General features: G+C 69.8%; 15 protein-coding genes. 2 read left to right on the plus strand and 13 right to left on the minus strand.

Annotation, left to right across the window (positions count from 1 at the left end; all coding sequences use genetic code 11):
* Window positions 1–2 precede the first annotated feature (2 nt).
* The 13 genes from efp to KEC57_RS07990 all read right to left on the minus strand — a co-directional run bounded on the left by efp (window position 3) and on the right by KEC57_RS07990 (window position 13,161).
* Window positions 3–563: an elongation factor P gene (gene efp, locus KEC57_RS07930; protein WP_229384032.1), complete on the minus strand. Its 561-nt coding sequence runs from the start codon at window positions 561–563 to the stop codon at window positions 3–5.
* Window positions 564–727: 164 nt separating this feature from the next.
* The gene (gene aroQ, locus KEC57_RS07935; RefSeq protein ID WP_229384033.1) at window positions 728–1,186 is read right to left on the minus strand and encodes a type II 3-dehydroquinate dehydratase; all 459 of its coding nucleotides are present in this window, start codon (window positions 1,184–1,186) and stop codon (window positions 728–730) included.
* 36 nt (window positions 1,187–1,222) lie between these two features.
* The gene (locus KEC57_RS07940) at window positions 1,223–1,777 is read right to left on the minus strand and encodes a GNAT family N-acetyltransferase (protein WP_229384034.1); all 555 of its coding nucleotides are present in this window, start codon (window positions 1,775–1,777) and stop codon (window positions 1,223–1,225) included.
* A gap of 26 nt (window positions 1,778–1,803) precedes the next feature.
* The gene (aroB, locus tag KEC57_RS07945; protein ID WP_229384035.1) at window positions 1,804–2,880 is read right to left on the minus strand and encodes a 3-dehydroquinate synthase; all 1,077 of its coding nucleotides are present in this window, start codon (window positions 2,878–2,880) and stop codon (window positions 1,804–1,806) included.
* Complete coding sequence (locus tag KEC57_RS07950) at window positions 2,877–3,422, minus strand: shikimate kinase (protein ID WP_229384036.1); 546 nt, start codon at window positions 3,420–3,422, stop codon at window positions 2,877–2,879. The genes aroB and KEC57_RS07950 overlap by 4 nt, the downstream gene beginning before the upstream one ends.
* Entirely contained in the window at window positions 3,406–4,635 is a 1,230-nt protein-coding gene (gene aroC / locus KEC57_RS07955; protein WP_229384037.1) for a chorismate synthase, read from the minus strand. The genes KEC57_RS07950 and aroC overlap by 17 nt, the downstream gene beginning before the upstream one ends.
* A gap of 48 nt (window positions 4,636–4,683) precedes the next feature.
* Window positions 4,684–5,580, minus strand: a complete 897-nt coding sequence (locus KEC57_RS07960) for a shikimate dehydrogenase (protein ID WP_229384038.1) — start codon at window positions 5,578–5,580, stop codon at window positions 4,684–4,686.
* Window positions 5,547–7,376, minus strand: a complete 1,830-nt coding sequence (gene mltG, locus KEC57_RS07965; protein ID WP_229384039.1) for an endolytic transglycosylase MltG — start codon at window positions 7,374–7,376, stop codon at window positions 5,547–5,549. The genes KEC57_RS07960 and mltG overlap by 34 nt, the downstream gene beginning before the upstream one ends.
* Before the next feature lies 1 nt (window position 7,377).
* Window positions 7,378–7,845 (minus strand): Holliday junction resolvase RuvX, encoded by a 468-nt coding sequence (ruvX, locus tag KEC57_RS07970; protein ID WP_229384040.1) that lies wholly within the window; start codon window positions 7,843–7,845, stop codon window positions 7,378–7,380.
* A complete protein-coding gene (alaS, locus tag KEC57_RS07975) occupies window positions 7,842–10,499 on the minus strand; it encodes an alanine--tRNA ligase (protein ID WP_229384041.1) in 2,658 nt (885 codons plus the stop codon). The genes ruvX and alaS overlap by 4 nt, the downstream gene beginning before the upstream one ends.
* A gap of 59 nt (window positions 10,500–10,558) precedes the next feature.
* The gene (locus KEC57_RS07980) at window positions 10,559–10,843 is read right to left on the minus strand and encodes an ATPase (protein ID WP_229384042.1); all 285 of its coding nucleotides are present in this window, start codon (window positions 10,841–10,843) and stop codon (window positions 10,559–10,561) included.
* Between the two features lie 131 nt (window positions 10,844–10,974).
* A complete protein-coding gene (gene rpsD, locus KEC57_RS07985) occupies window positions 10,975–11,604 on the minus strand; it encodes a 30S ribosomal protein S4 (protein WP_229384043.1) in 630 nt (209 codons plus the stop codon).
* A gap of 204 nt (window positions 11,605–11,808) precedes the next feature.
* Window positions 11,809–13,161 carry a replication-associated recombination protein A gene (locus KEC57_RS07990; RefSeq protein WP_229384044.1) on the minus strand — a complete coding sequence of 451 codons (1,353 nt, stop codon included), beginning with the start codon at window positions 13,159–13,161 and terminating at the stop codon, window positions 11,809–11,811.
* 175 nt (window positions 13,162–13,336) lie between these two features.
* Here KEC57_RS07990 and KEC57_RS07995 point away from each other — a divergent pair, with 175 nt between their 5' ends.
* Together KEC57_RS07995 and KEC57_RS08000 are read left to right on the plus strand one after the other, a co-directional pair.
* Window positions 13,337–13,627, plus strand: coding sequence for a dioxygenase (locus tag KEC57_RS07995; RefSeq protein WP_229384045.1), 291 nt, complete (start codon window positions 13,337–13,339; stop codon window positions 13,625–13,627).
* A gap of 102 nt (window positions 13,628–13,729) precedes the next feature.
* Window positions 13,730–15,511 (plus strand): DUF349 domain-containing protein, encoded by a 1,782-nt coding sequence (locus KEC57_RS08000; RefSeq protein WP_372456988.1) that lies wholly within the window; start codon window positions 13,730–13,732, stop codon window positions 15,509–15,511.
* The last annotated feature ends 48 nt before the right edge of the window (window positions 15,512–15,559 follow it).

The following is a 15,559-nucleotide window of genomic DNA, read 5'->3' on the forward strand; positions in this document are numbered from 1 at the left end:
GCTCAGCTCACGCGGCCGAGGTAGTCCCCGGTGCGCGTGTCGACCTTGACCTTGGTGCCGGTCTCGACGAAGAGCGGAACCTGGATCTCGTACCCCGTCTCGACGGTCGCGGCCTTCGTGCCGGCCGACGAGCGATCGCCCTGCAGGCCCGGCTCGGTGTAGGTGATCTCGAGAATGACGGATGCCGGCAGTTCGACATACAGCGGGTTGCCGTTGTTCAGCGCGATCTGCACCTGCTGGTTCTCGAGCAGGAAGTTCGACGCGTCGCCGACGGTCGCCGCCCCCACCGTGATCTGGTCGTAGTCGTCGACGTCCATGAAGACGAAGTTGTCGCCGTCGTTGTAGAGATAGGTGAAGTCGCGGCGGTCGACGTTCTCGATCTCGATCTTGGCCCCCGCGTTGTACGTGCGGTCCACCACCTTGCCCGAGACGACGTTCTTGAGCTTCGTGCGCACGAACGCGCCACCCTTGCCCGGCTTCACGTGCTGGAACTCGATGACGTTCCAGAGCTGGCCGTCGATGCTGAGGACGACGCCGTTCTTGATGTCTGCGGTGGAAGCCATGAGGTGAGGAAGTCCGTTCGTAGGAGAAGTGTCGGGCGGCGCGCGTATCGGAACGTACGGCCCGACAGGACATTCTACGGGATGCTCCGCCCCCACTACCGGCGGCACCCGCGGGCGTTCACTCGGGCCTGCGCGACCCGAGGGGAAATGCCGAGATCAAGCGCTCATCCGTCCGCTTGGCCCGTGATGACGTCGATGAGGCGTGCGATCGCGGTCGCGTAGCCCGGCACGCCCTCGCCGATCACGTGCACGATCGCGACGTCGGCGACAAACGAGTGGTGGCGGAACGGCTCCCGCTTCATCACGTCCGAGATGTGCACCTCGGCCACCGGCAGCGATACGCCTGCCAGGGCGTCGCGCAGAACAACAGAGGTGTGCGTGAGGCCGCCGGGGTTGATGACGATCCCCGCGCAGTCCTCGCGTGCCGCATGGATGGCATCCAGCAGTACGCCCTCATGGTTGCTCTGCAGGGCACGGACGTCGAAGCCGCGGGCGGCTGCGGCGTCCGTCGCGATCCGTTCCACGTCGGACAGGGTCTGAGATCCGTAGATGGCGGGCTCGCGCGTGCCGAGGAGGTTGAGGTTCGGTCCGTTGACGAGCAGGAGTCGGCGGGGGGCGCTCATGCTCGCACGATATCAGCGAGGGGAACGACCGCCGCGTCATCGTCGCGGCAGCGCCCTGCCCATCACGATCTCGGGGCCGATGGGACTGGACAGGGTCTCACCCGTCGGCGCGAACCCGCAGCGGCGGTACGCCGCCTGTGCGCGCGCGTTGTCGCGGTGGACGTCGAGGAAGATCTGTGCGAGGCCGAGGCTTCCCGCCCACTCCGCGGCCGCGGTGAGCAGCAGATCGATCGCCCCCGAGCCCCGGAACGAGGGGCTGACGTAGACGCCCACGACATCGGCGCGTCGATCGTCGACGTACCGGCCGAGGTGATCTACCTGCCCGGTCGCGCGCACCAGCACCGATGCGCTGCCCACCCACACGTCGCGCACGATCGCGACGAACTGCGCGGCGACCTCGCTCTCGGCGGCGTCCGAGCTGCGCTCCTGCCAGAACTGGTCGGTCCGCGACGCGACGTCGATGGGGCTCTCGAGGAAGGCGATCGACGCATCGGGGTCGTTCGTCGCCTCGACGCGCAGCGCGCGCACGGCCTGCCACTCGTCGGCGCGGATGCGCCGAACAGCGACGCGGGGGTCGGTGGATGCCGTCATGGATGTACCTCGTCGACGGGCCGGTGTCAGCCCGTGACCTCCTGGTACGCGGCGAACAGCAGCGACTCATCAGGTGCTTGGAGCACGGTGGGCTTCGCGATGTCGTCGAGGACGATGAAGCGGAGCATGCCGCCTCGGCTCTTCTTGTCGCGCTGCATCGTCGCCAGCAGCGTCGGCCAGCGCCCTGCGCCGTACGTCGTCGGCAGGCCGAGGGTGTCCAGGATGTCGCGGTGACGCTGCGCCGCGGCATCCGGAAGGCGTCCCGCGAGCCGCGACAGCTCGGCGGCGAACACCATGCCCACCGAGATCGCGGCCCCGTGACGCCAGCGGTAGCGCTCCGCGTGCTCGATCGCGTGGCCGAGGGTGTGGCCGTAGTTGAGGATCTCGCGCAGGCCGGCCTCGCGAAGGTCTTGGCCCACGACGCGCGCCTTCATGTCGATCGCGAGTTCGATGGTGCGCCGGAAGGCGTCGCTGTGCGGATCCACCGCAGCCTCGGGATCGGCCTCGACGAGGTCGAGGATCTCGGGGGCCCAGATGAATCCGGCCTTGACGACCTCGGCGTAGCCTGCGACGAGTTCGTTCCGCGACAGCGAGTCGAGCAGGTCCAGATCGCACACCACGCTTCGCGGCGCCCAGAAGGCGCCGACGAGGTTCTTGCCTTCGGCCGTATTGACACCGGTCTTGCCGCCGACGGCGGCGTCGACCATGCCGAGCACCGTGGTCGGCACCTGCACGACCTCGACACCGCGCAGCCACGTCGCGGCGACGAAGCCGGCGAGATCCGTGACCGCTCCCCCGCCGAATCCGACCACGACATCCGTACGGGTGAAGTCCGCCTTGCCCATCACCTGCCAGCAGAACGCCGCGACCTCGATGCGCTTGCCCTGCTCGGCGTCGGGAATCTCGGCCAGCAGCACCTCGCGCTCGCCTCCGAGCCGAGCGCGAAGGCTCTCGGCCTGCTCTGCGAGCGTCGGCGGATGGATCACGAGAACCTTGCGCGCAGCCGGCGGCATTGCGTCGGCGAGGGACGACAGGATGCCGCGTCCCACCGTGATGTCGTAGCTGGCGTCTCCGCTCACGCTGATCGTCGTGGCGTCGGTCATCGCTGCTCCTCCGGCGGCTCACCCTGGGGGTCCGCGTTCTCATTGATCCAGGCCACGACCGCATCCACGACGCTCTGCAGCGGACCGCTGGAGGTGTCGAAGGCGACGTCGGCGAGTTCTTCGTAGACGGGTCGGCGAGCCTCGTAGATCGCCGTCCAGCGCTCCAGCCCGTCCTCCCCCTGCAGCAGGGGGCGATTCGAGTCGCGCACGCGTCCTGCCACGACCCGCGGCGAGACGGTCAGCAGGATGACCCGATGCGTCGACAGGTCGGCACGCGTGTCGGGATGCAGCACCGCTCCGCCGCCCAGCGAGACCACCCCGCCTCGCGCGAGGCCCTCCGCGACCGCCTGGCGCTCCAGCGCCCGGAAATGCTCCTCGCCGTGCTCGGTGAACAGCACCTCGATCGGACCGTGATCGCGGACGATCGCGATGTCGGAGTCGAAGAACGACACACCGAGAGCGCGCGCGACCTTCCTGCCGATGCTCGTCTTGCCGGCGCCCATCGGGCCGATCAGGACGATCGGATCAGTCTGCGGGGTCATACTCGGCGAGGCCGGCGTCGCTGGATGCGGTGGTGCGCAGCGCGTCGGGGATCGCCGCGAGGTAGCCCTCGAGGTTGCGTCGGGTCTCGGCGACGCTGTCGCCGCCGAACTTCTCGAGCACGAACTCAGCCAGAACGACGGCGACCATGGCCTCTGCGACGACGCCCGCAGCCGGCACGGCGCACACGTCGGAGCGCTGGTGGTGAGCGGCCGCGGTCTCGCCGGTCGCGACATCCACCGTCCGAAGCGCCTTGGGGATGGTGGCGATCGGCTTCATTCCGGCGCGCACGCGCAGCACGGTGCCGGTCGACATGCCGCCTTCCGTGCCGCCGGCCTTGTCGCTCGAGCGCGTGATGCCGTCGGTCGCGATGTGCAGTTCGTCGTGGGCCTGCGAGCCCCGGCGGCGGGTCGTCTCGAAGCCGTCGCCGACCTCCACGCCTTTGATGGCCTGGATGCTCATGAGGGCCTGGGCGAGCCTGCCGTCGAGGCGGCGGTCCCAGTGCACGTGCGAGCCGAGCCCCGGCGGCAGGCCGTAGGCGAGCACCTCGACGATGCCGCCGAGCGTGTCGCCGTCCTTGCGGGCCGCATCGACCTCGGCGACCATCGCTTCGCTCGTCGCGGCGTCGAAGCAGCGCAGCGGATCCGCGTCGAGCGCGTCGACGTCGTCGGGCGTGGGCAGAGCCGCGCCCTCCGGAGCCTGGACCGGACCGATCGACAGGGTGTGGCTGACCAGACGGATGCCGAGCTCGGAGAGGAACGCGCGGGCGAGTGCACCGAGCGCGACACGTGCGGCCGTCTCGCGCGCGCTCGCGCGCTCGAGGATCGGACGCGCCTCGTCGAACCCGTACTTCTGCATGCCCACGAGGTCGGCGTGCCCCGGGCGGGGACGGGTGAGGGCGGCGCTGCGACCCCGGGACTTCTCGGTGAGTTCCACGGGCTCGGCGCCCATCACCTCGACCCATTTGGGCCATTCGGTGTTGCCGATGCGCAGCGCGATGGGGCTCCCGAGTGAGTAGCCGTGGCGCACGCCGGTCGAGATCGTCAGCTCGTCCTCCTCGAACTTCATCCGCGAGCCGCGGCCGTAGCCGAGCTTGCGGCGTGCGAGGTCGGCCTGGATGGCCGCGCGAGAGATCGGGACGCCCGCAGGCAGACCCTCCATCAGGGCGACGAGTTCGGGGCCGTGCGATTCGCCGGCCGTGAGCACGCGGAGCATTGGTCCAGTCTCCCACGTGCGCGGTGCGGGTTACGTCGCGTTCCGGCGTCAGCTCTCGGGCGGCGCTTCGAGCGCCCGGCGCATGGCATCCACGAGCGCGTCCTCGTCGGCGAGCCCGGCAGCGCCGGCCAGAGGAGTCGCGGGATCGCCGTGGACGAAGATCCGCACCTGCAGCAGCGCCTGATGCAGGAGCATTCCGAGGCCGGACCGCGCGCTCCCGCCCGTCCGCTCCCACCCGGCCGACAGCGCGGTGGGCCAGTGTCCGTAGACGACGTCCAGCAGCAGTCCGCCCGAGCGGGCGAGCGCGTCGGCCACGGCATCCGTCACGGGCGCATCACCCGGGAGCGTCGCGATCGTCACCGGGACGTCCTCGAATCCGGCGGCCTCGAATCCACCGGCGACGACCTCGATGCCCAGCAGTCGACCGAGGACGCGCAACGGCTCGACCGCCTCGGGGCGACGCGCGACGACCTCCACGTCGCGTGCACCGAGCTCGCCGAGCGCGACCAGAGCCGAGGTCGCGGTGGCGCCGGCGCCGACCACGCGCGCCCGCGGCACAGCAGTGACGCCGTCGTCCGCGAGAGCGCGCACGATGCCGCCGACGTCGGTGTTGAACCCGCGCGGACCATCGGGGCCGATCAGCAGCGTGTTCACGGCGCCGGTCAGCTCGGCGCGACGGTCGTGCGTCGCGGCTGCAGCGAACGCGACGCCTTTGAGCGGCATGGTGAGCGAGAGGCCGCGCCAGCACGCATCGAGTCCGGCGAGTTCGCCGGCGAACGACTGCTCGTCGACGCGACGGCGGCCGTAGGACCACTCGAGGCCGAGGAGCGCGTACGCGGCGGTGTGCAGCTGCGGCGAGCGGCTGTGCGCGATCGGGTCGCCCCAGACCTCCAGACGCGTCGCGTCGTCGCTCAGCACCCCGAGTCCGGGTGTTCGCCGCACCACTGCTGCCACTGGTCCACGTACTTCAGGTGCTCGCTGTACGTGCTGGTGAACACGGTCTCGCCGGTATCGAGGTTGACGGTCACGAAGTACAGCCACGGTCCTTCGGCCGGGTGCATCGCGGCGTTGATCGCGACATCCCCGGGGTTGGAGATCGGCCCGATCGGCAGCCCGGTGTTCATGTACGTGTTCCACGGATTCGGGTCGTTCAGCGCCTCTTCGGACGAGCTCACCGTGCCGTCGTGCATCTCGCCATAGCCGTACTGCGCCGTCGAGTCCATCTGCAGCTTGCCGAAGGTCTCCTGGTTGCTCTCGTCGAGGCGATTCTGGATGACGGTCGAGACCTTCTGCATGTCGGCCTCGTAGCGTGCTTCGCGCTGGATGATGGAGGCGATCGTGAGGATGCGCTGACGATCCTCGACGGGCACTTCGGCGGCATCCAGCGACTCGATCGTGCGGTTCACGAGCGTCGTGATCACGTCTGTCGCGGTCGCCTCGGGGGTGAACGTGTAGGTCGCGGGGAACAGCCAGCCTTCGAGCGAGTCGGCGCTCACGCCGTACGCCGCGGGGTCGGCGGCGGCCGCCTCGAGCTCTTCGAGCGGGATGCCGGTGCCGTCGGCCAGGAGCGGCAGGGATTGCTCCACCGTCAGGCCTTCGCGCAGCTGCGCCGTGTTCTCCATCCGGTTCGCCGGGTCCAGGAGCGCAGTCAGCGCGGCCTCGGAGGTCATCTGCTTCTGCAGCTGGAAGTAGCCGGGCTGGAACATCGGGTCCTGGCCCGAGTCGATGAGGTAGTCGTAGAAGGCCTCGGGGGTCTTCGTCACCCCGGCGTCGTAGAGCTTCTGCGAGATCGGCGAACCGGTGTCACCCGATGCGATCGTGACGAACGCCTCGCCGTTGGCCAAGCCCGCCTCGAAGTCCTGGGGTTCTTCCCAGCCCATGACTTCGCGGATCTTGTCCTCATACGTCGTCCACACGTACCACCCGCCCCCGGCGATGCCGCCGAGGAGGAGCAGCACGACGCCGAGCGCGATCCAACCGCCGATACGGCGGCGGCGCTTGTTCTTGGGAGGAGGCACGGTGCCGATCTCGTCGATGGATCCGGTGCCGCTGAACAGAGCGTCGAGGCTGCCGGTCGGAGCGCTGCCGCCGGCGTTCGCGCCGTCGGCTGTGGCGGCGCGTCGGCCGTTTTCGGCGGCCACCCCTGTGCGTGACGGCACATCGTCGCCGTCCGGCTGCGCGATACCGCCGGTCTCGCCGGTCGCCGTGCGCGTGCCGGTCGCGGGAATCGTGGCGATCGCGCCGCTGCGGCTGTACGGCAGTGCGGGCGAGGCGGCGGCCGCGCCGAAGATCCAGGGGTCGGCGCCGCCCGACTCCACGACGTCGATCGGCGCGGTCGGGCGAGGCGTACGGAGTGGGACCGGGCGGAACCCGCTGCCGGGCTCGCCGGACCGGCTCGCCGCCTCGGCGGATTCGGTGCGCGTCGGAACAGAGTCGTGTCGCACCGAGGCGGGGCCCGCAGGCTCCGGGCTCGGCGCAGCAGTCGAGCCTGTGGTCACGCCGTCGGCGCTCTGCTCAGGCGGGGAGGTCTTCTCTGGTGAGGACTGAGCCGCCGCCGCCTCGCGCGCGGCGCGGCGTGACAGGGGGGCGCCATCGCCGTTCACCGGGTGCTCCGTGGACGCCGGTGCCGCGGGCTGTATCGAGCCGTTGCCCGTGTCCGGGCTGCGAAGCTCGCGCGACCGCGGGTCGGGCAGCTTGCCGAACAGATCCGCGAACGGATCGTCGGACAGGGAATCGGGCATGTCAGGCGGGCTCCTGGGGGACGGGGACTCCGGACGGCCTGCCGGTGCTCTTCTCGACATCGAGTGCTTGCTGGAGCAGTACGACAGCGGCGACCTGGTCAACGATGCTACGCGAGGATCGCTGAGATCTGCCCGAACTTCTCAATGCCGCGTGCGCCGACACGGTCGAGAGCCTCTCGTCGACAAGACGGACGGGCAGACCGGATGCCGTCGCCAGCGCCGCCGCGAACTCCCGGGCATCCGTGGTCGAAGGAGTGTCTTCGCCCCGAAGATTCAAGGGCAGACCGACCAGGAGCTCGTTCGCCGAGTACTCCTCCGCGAGGGCCACGAGCCGCGCGATCGCGGCATCGTCGCGGGCCACCGTCTCGACCGGTGTCGCGAGCAGGCCGTCGGGATCGCAGCGCGCGACACCCACGCGGGCCTTGCCAACGTCTATGCCGAGGCGCACCCCGCGGCGGAAGTCGCTCACGCTCCGAGCGCGCCCTTCACCGAGGCCAGCGCCGCGGGCAGTGCCGCGACATCCGTCCCGCCTCCCTGGGCGACATCGTCGCGACCGCCGCCGCCACCGCCGAGCACGGACGCCGCGGCTTTCGCGAGCACCCCGGCCTTGGCTCCTGCGGCACGAGCGGCGTCGTTGGTGGCGACGATCACGACCGGGCGGCCATTGACCTCCGCGCCGAGCGCGACGACCGACGCATCCGCGCCGAGGCGGTCGCGCACCTGCAGGGCGAGCGAACGTACGTCGTCGCCCGACGATGCCGATCCGATCGACTCGGCGACGACCAGGGTGTCTCCGACACGGGAGGCGGCGGCGGCAAGAGCCGGAAGACGATCGCCCAGAGCCTTCGCCTCGAACGCGGCGATCTTCTTCTCCGCGGCCTTCAGGCTCGCGGTGAGTTCGGCGATACGCGCGGGCAGTTGCTCGCGGGGGGTCTTGAGAGTGGAAGTCAGCTGTGACACGAGCGCGCGCTCGGCGGCGAGCGAGCGGAACGCGTCCAGTCCCACCAGCGCCTCGACACGGCGATTCGATGCGCCGACGGACGACTCGCCCACGAGGTTGATCAGCCCGATCTCCGCACTCGTCGAGACGTGGGTGCCCGCGCACAGCTCGCGCGACCACGGACCGCCGATGTCGACCATCCGCACGGTGTCGCCGTACTTCTCGCCGAACAGCGCCATCGCGCCGAGTTGCTTCGCGTCGTCCAGAGCGAGCACGCGCGTGGTCACCTCGAGGTTGTCGCGGACCGCGTTGTTGGCGATCTCTTCGATCTCGGTCTTGGTGGAATCCGACAGCGCCTGGCCCCACGTGAAGTCGAAGCGCATGTAGCCGGCGCGGTTCAGCGAACCGGCCTGCGTCGCGGTCTTGCCCAGCGTGTCGCGCAGCGCTGCGTGCACGAGGTGGGTCGCGGAGTGCGCCTGTCGCGCGGATCGCCGGTTCGCGGCATCCACGATCGACGTCGCCGGCTGACCCACACCCACCTCGCCGGCCGTCACCTCGACGGTGTGGCTGATGAGGCCCGCCACGGGCTTCTGCACGTCGAGCACATCGAGCTCGTAGCCCGGGCCGACGATGACGCCCTTGTCGGCGACCTGGCCGCCGGACTCCGCGTACAGCGCGGTGTCGGCGAGGATGACCTCGGCGATCTGACCCGTCGTCGCGCGGTCGATCGAGACGCCGTCCACGAGGATGCCGAGCACGCGCGACTCGGTCTCGAGATCGGTGTAGCCGGTGAACACGGTCTCGCCCTGGGCGCGGATGTCGCGGTACACGCTCGTGTCGGCGAGCTGGCGCTTGCGTGCCCTCGCGTCGGCCTTCGCGCGCGCCCGCTGCTCCTGCATGAGCGCGTCGAACGATGCGCGGTCGACGGTGAGGCCCGCCTCCTCGGCGATCTCGAGCGTGAGATCGATCGGGAAGCCGTACGTGTCGTGCAGCAGGAACGCCTCGGCGCCGGCGATCGAGGTGCCGCCCGCCGACTTCGTCTGTGCGAGGGAGTCGTCCAGGAGCGTCTCGCCCGCGGCGAGGGTGCGCAGGAACGTGGCTTCCTCGGCCAGCGCGTACTGCGAAATGCGCGCCCAGTCGGTCGCCACGACCGGGTAGGCGTCCTTCATCGCGTCGCGCGAGGCTGCGAACAGCTCGGCGAACGTCGGTCCGTCGACGCCCAGCAGACGCATCGAGCGGATCGCGCGGCGCATCAGGCGGCGCAGGATGTAGCCGCGGCCGTCGTTGGACGGCGTGACGCCGTCCGACATCAGCATCAGCGAGGACCGGATGTGATCGGCGATCACGCGGAAGCGCACGTCGTCTTCGTGGTTCGCGCCGTACGTGCGTCCCGAGAGGGCGACCGCACGGTCCAGGACCGGGCGCACCTGGTCGGTCTCGTACATGTTGTCGACGCCCTGCTTGATGAACGCGATGCGCTCGAGCCCCATGCCGGTGTCGATGTTCTTGGCAGGAAGCTCCCCCACCACGTCGAAGTCGTACTTCGATCGCACGTTGGTGATCTCGTACTGCATGAAGACGAGGTTCCAGATCTCGACGTAACGGTCGTCGTCGGTCGCGGGCCCCCCGTCGATGCCGTATTCGGGTCCGCGGTCGAAGAAGATCTCGGAGCAGGGGCCGGCCGGCCCCGGAAGCCCGGTGCTCCAGTAGTTGGTGTCCTTGCCGAGACGCTGGATCCGCTCGTCGGGCAGGTCGGTGAGCGACAGCCACAGGTCGCGCGCTTCGTCGTCCTCTTCGTAGACGGTGACCCACAGATCCTTCGGATCGAACCCCAGCCCGCCCTCGTCCTCGGGCGAGGTGAGCAGCTCCCAGGCGAAGCGGATCGCGCCGTCCTTGAAGTAGTCCCCGAACGACCAGTTTCCGAGCATCTGGAAGAAGGTGCCGTGGCGCGGTGTCTTGCCGACCTCTTCGATGTCGTTGGTGCGGATGCACTTCTGGTTGTCGGCGGCGCGCCGATACGGGGCCGGCACATCACCGCTCAGGTACGGAATGAACGGCACCATCCCGGCGACCGTGAACAGCAGCGCCGGGTCGTCGGTCACCAGCGATGCCGACGGCACGATGGTGTGGTCGTTCTTCTCGAAGTAGTCGAGGAAGCGCTGGGCGATCTCGGCGGTCTTCATTCAAGTCCTCGCAATGCGCGGTCCACTCCCCCGTCCAGCGGGGAAGACAGGCCGATGGGTCAGTCGGTGAGCTTGTCTGCGGTATCGGCGACGGCGTCGACGGCTTCGGATGCCGCGGCTTTCGCGGCGCCGGCGACTTCGGCGGCGGCATCCCGCACATCGTCGACGAGCCCGGAGAATCGGGCCTCCTGCTCGCGGTACGCGTCACCGATGCGGTCGGTGAACTCCGTGATGCGAGCGTCGACGTCTGCCAGGAGCTCCTGCCCCCGGGGGTCCTTGTTCACGAGGTGGGCGAGAACGAATCCGCCGGCGACACCGAACAGGAACCACACCAGCTTCTTCATGTCACCACTTCCTCGCGGAGCCGCCCGTCGCGGCATCCCTCCATCGTATGCGGAAAAGACCCGCTCCATCGCGGAAACGACGAAGGGCGCCGGGTTGCCCCGACGCCCTTCGTGCGATTCGCTTCGCTGGATCAGCGAGCTGCGTAGTACTCGACCACGAGCTGGACTTCGCAGACGATCGGAACCTCGGCGCGCTTGGGGCGACGCACGAGACGCGCCTGCAGCTTGTCGAGCTCGACCTCGAGGTAGGCGGGAACCGGGGGCAGGACGTCGGCGTGACCGCCGGCGGCTGCCACCTGGAAGGGCTCGGTGCCCTCGCTCTTGGCCTTGACGTGGATGATCTGACCCGGCTTCACGCGGAAGGACGGGCGGTCGACGAGCTGTCCGTCGACGAGGATGTGACGGTGCACGACCATCTGACGCGCCTGCGCCGTGGTGCGGGCGAAGCCGGAGCGCAGGACGAGGGCGTCCAGACGCTGCTCGAGCTGCTCGACGAGGTTCTCACCCGTCAGGCCCTGCGTGCGGCGTGCCTCGTTGAACTGGATGCGAAGCTGCTTCTCGCGGATGCCGTACTGCTCGCGCAGACGCTGCTTCTCGCGGAGGCGGACGGCGTAGTCGCTGTCCTGCTTGCGCTTGGTGCGACCGTGCTCGCCGGGCGCGTAAGGGCGCTTCTCGAGGTACTTGGCCGCCTTGGGCGTCAGTGCGATGCCGAGGGCGCGGGACAGGCGGACCTTGCGGCGGTCCTGGGACTTCGTTGCCACGAAGTGTTCCTTCCGTTGACGTGGCCGTGTCTTTCACGACTCACGGACGTATCCCTGCCACCTGCCTGTCGAGACGCACGTCGGGGCGACCCGGAGGCTGTGAAGGGTGGTGGGGATGCCCGAAAACTCTGTTTCGAGCCGGTCAAGCTTATCAGACGGGGCGGTGGCAACCGCCGGGCGCTCCGGCGGCGGCGCAGCACGCCTTCATCGGTCGCCGCGCAGGATGCGCCGGATCTTCTCCAGGCGTGCCTGGACATCGCGTTCGGAGCCGTGGTTGGTCGGCTCGTAATAGCGGCGGTCGCGGAGTTCGTCGGGGAGATACTGCTGCGGGGAGACTCCGATCTCGGAGTCGTGCGGATACACGTAGCCCTTGCCGTGGCCGAGGCGCTTGGCACCGGGATAGTGCGCATCGCGCAGATGCATGGGCACGCGGCCGAAGCCGCCGCCTCGGACGTCGGCGATCGCCGCGTCGATCGCGAGGTACGCGGCGTTCGACTTCGCGGTCGTCGCGAGATACGCCGTCGCCTCCGCGAGTGGGATGCGTCCCTCCGGCATGCCGATCAGCTGCACGGAGTCCGCCGCAGCAACGGCGATCACGAGGGCGTGGGGGTCGGCGAGTCCGATGTCCTCGGCCGCCGAGATGATCAGCCGCCGCGCGATGAACCGGGGGTCCTCGCCCGCTTCGATCATGCGCGCCAGATAGTGCATCGCCGCATCCACGTCCGAGCCGCGGATCGACTTGATGAACGCGCTGATGACGTCGTAGTGCTCGTCGCCCTGCCGGTCGTAGCGCAGCAGCGCCCGATCGACGGCCTGCGCGACGTGTTCGGCGGTGATCTCCGCAACGGCGGCGGCGTCCGGCGCCTCGTCGCCTTCTTCGGCGGGGAGGGCGAGCGATGCCGCAGCCTCGAGCGACGTCAGGGCACGGCGCGCGTCGCCCGAGGCAAGTCGCACCAGGGCATCGCGGGCTTCACTGCTGAGCGACACGGCGCCCGTCAGGCCGCGGGGGTCGACGACCGCGCGATCGATGAGCATGCCCAGGTCTTCGTCGGTGAGCGGGCGCAGCGTCAGCAGCAGCGAGCGCGACAACAGCGGTGAGATCACCGAGAACGACGGGTTCTCGGTCGTGGCGGCGATGAGAACGACCCAGCCGTTCTCGACGCCGGGCAGCAGAGCGTCCTGCTGGGCCTTCGTGAACCTGTGGATCTCGTCGAGGAAGAGGATGGTGGACTGGCCGTACAGATCGCGCTGGGTGAGCGCCTCCTGCATCACTTCGCGGACGTCACGCACTCCCGCGCTCACGGCGGAGAGTTCGACGAATCGGCGCCCCGAAGACCGGGCGATCGCCTGCGCGAGCGTGGTCTTGCCCGTGCCGGGAGGGCCCCAGAGGATGACGGATGTCGCGGCGCGCGCGGACGCGTCGGGATTGGCGAGCATGACCAGCGGCGAGCCCGCCCGCAGCAGATGGGACTGCCCGGCGACCTCGTCCAGCGACGTCGGGCGCATGCGGACTGCGAGGGGGGTCAGCCCCTGGAACAGCGCGGTCGGGGGGCCCATGCTCCCGGAGGCTCCACGCGAGGCGCCGGCGGCGCGTGGCGACGGAGCGGGGACAGTCATCTTCCCAGGCTATCCCTGGGGTGAGACGGTGGGCGGTCGGCGGGTTTGGCCGGCGCCGCGCCCGCGCCGTAGGATCAACCCGGCCCGGGCTCGGACCCGGAGCGAAGGAGGTCCCGTGGCGACCGGAGGCAAGGATCGCGATACACGTGCGACGCGGGAGCGGGCACGGCTGTATCAGGCGCGCCGGGAGTTCCACGCGGGGCAGGAGCGCCGCCGCACACGCGACAACCTGATCGCGGGCATCGCGGGAGGACTGCTCATCCTCGGACTCGTCGCCGCACAGACGGTGTACTTCGTGGCCGGTCCCGGTGCGCCCGAGCCGGCGCCGACGTCCACGCCGACACCCACCGGTACGACTCCGGCCCCGACACCGGACTCGAGCGTCACCCCGACCCCGACTCCCTGACGCGGCGCGCAACCTCATCGGAGACGGCGGCATCCGCCGTACTAGGCTTGGGAGCCGTCCTACTCCCCCAACGGCGGCGCGAGCCGCGATGAGGTGCATCCCGTGACTGCCGCAGCAGAATCCAATCCCGAGTCCGTCGTGCCCGAAGGCGTCGAGACGCCCGCGACCGAACCCGTCGAGATCGATGTCGTCGATACCGACGGCGTCGTCACCGGCTCAGTCGAAAGCGACGGCACTGACCGCGACACCGCCGCTCCCGAGCCGCAAGCCGTCGAGGCGGCAGCTTCGGGAGACGCAGAAGACGTCGACGCATCGCGTGCAGCAGAGCGGTCGGCGGACGACATCGATGTCGAAGCGGCCGAGGCCGAGGGCGACACGGTGGTTCCCGCGGAGCTTCTCGCCCATGTCGAGGAGGGTGCAGAGCCGATCGCCGAGCCAGAAGCCGGCACCGAGCCAGAAGCCGGCATCCAGCCAGAAGCCGAGCCCGCGCCCGAAGGTGAGCCCGCGCCCGAAGCCGCCACCGACACCGAGCCCGAGTCCGTCTCGACCGACGCTCCCTCACCATCACCGGCACCCGCCATTCCGACGCCCGGCGGCTTCGCCAGGCCGAAACCCCCGGCACGGAAGACCCCTGCTCCCGCGGCGACGCCCGTCGCTGCCGGCGAGCCGTGGGGCCGCGTCGAGGAAGATGGCACCGTCTCGGTCCGCGAGGCCGAAGGCTGGCGGGTCGTCGGACAGTATCCTGACGGATCCACCGATGAGGCACTGGCATACTTCGAGCGCAAGTATGCCGACCTCGCCGCCGAGGTCACGCTGCTCGAAGTGCGTCATCGCCGTGGTGGTGCATCGGCGGCGGATCTGCGCGCGGCCGCTCGCACCGTCTCCGCCAAGCTCGACAACGCTGCCGCTGTCGGCGACCTCGCAGGTCTCGACGCCCGCGTCGCAGCCCTGAACGCCACCCTCGCCGCGGTGTCCGAGACCGAGGCGGCAGCCGCACGCGAAGCGGTCGACGACGCGGTGCGCTCGCGCACCGAGCTGGTCGAGGCCGCCGAGGCGCTTGCCGCCCGCGACCCTCGTTCGGTGCAGTGGAAGCAGGCGACCACTGAGCTGAACACACTGTTCGATCAGTGGCAGTCGCAGCAGCAGAACGGTCCGCGACTGCCGAAGGCGACCGCCCAGCAGCTGTGGAAGCGATTCCGCGACGCGCGAGCCACGGTCGACAAGCACCGTCGTGCCTTCTACGCAGAACTCGACGAATCTCACAAGCACGTGCGCGACAGCAAGACCCGCCTCGTCGAGAAGGCGGAGGCGCTGGCACCACGCGGCGAGGACGGGATTCCCGCGTACCGCGATCTGCTCGACGAGTGGAAGACCGCCGGCCGTGCCGGCAAGAAGATCGACGACGCGCTGTGGGCGCGCTTCAAAGCTGCCGGTGACGCACTCTACGGTGCGCGAATCGAGCGCGAATCCGCGGATGCCGAAGCATCCCGCGAGAAGATCGCGGCCAAGCGCATCCTGCTCGACCAGGCCAAGGCCGTCGCCGATGAGCGCACGATCACCAAGGCGCGCGCATTGCTCACGGGCATCCAGCGCGAATGGGACGAGATCGGCCGGATCTTCCCCCGCGATGCGGAGCGCACCCTCGACGACGAGCTCCGCAAGATCGAGCAGGCGCTGCGCTCGCGTGAGGATGCCGACTGGAAGCGCAACGATCCCGAGACCACCGCGCGCGCCAACGACATGACGCGCCAGCTCGCCGAGGCGATCCAGAAGCTCGAAGACGAAGTCGAGGCCGCGCAGAAGTCCGGCGACAAGCGTGCGATCGCCAAGGCGACCGAGGCGCTCGAGGCTCGTCAGGCGTGGCTGCGGGCCCTCGGCGGCTGAGACCGGTGAGCGCCTGACGTCCGCAACCCCGTGCCGCTCGATGAGCGG

Source organism: Microbacterium allomyrinae, from assembly GCF_020682705.1.
GTDB classification, from domain to species: domain Bacteria; phylum Actinomycetota; class Actinomycetes; order Actinomycetales; family Microbacteriaceae; genus Microbacterium; species Microbacterium allomyrinae.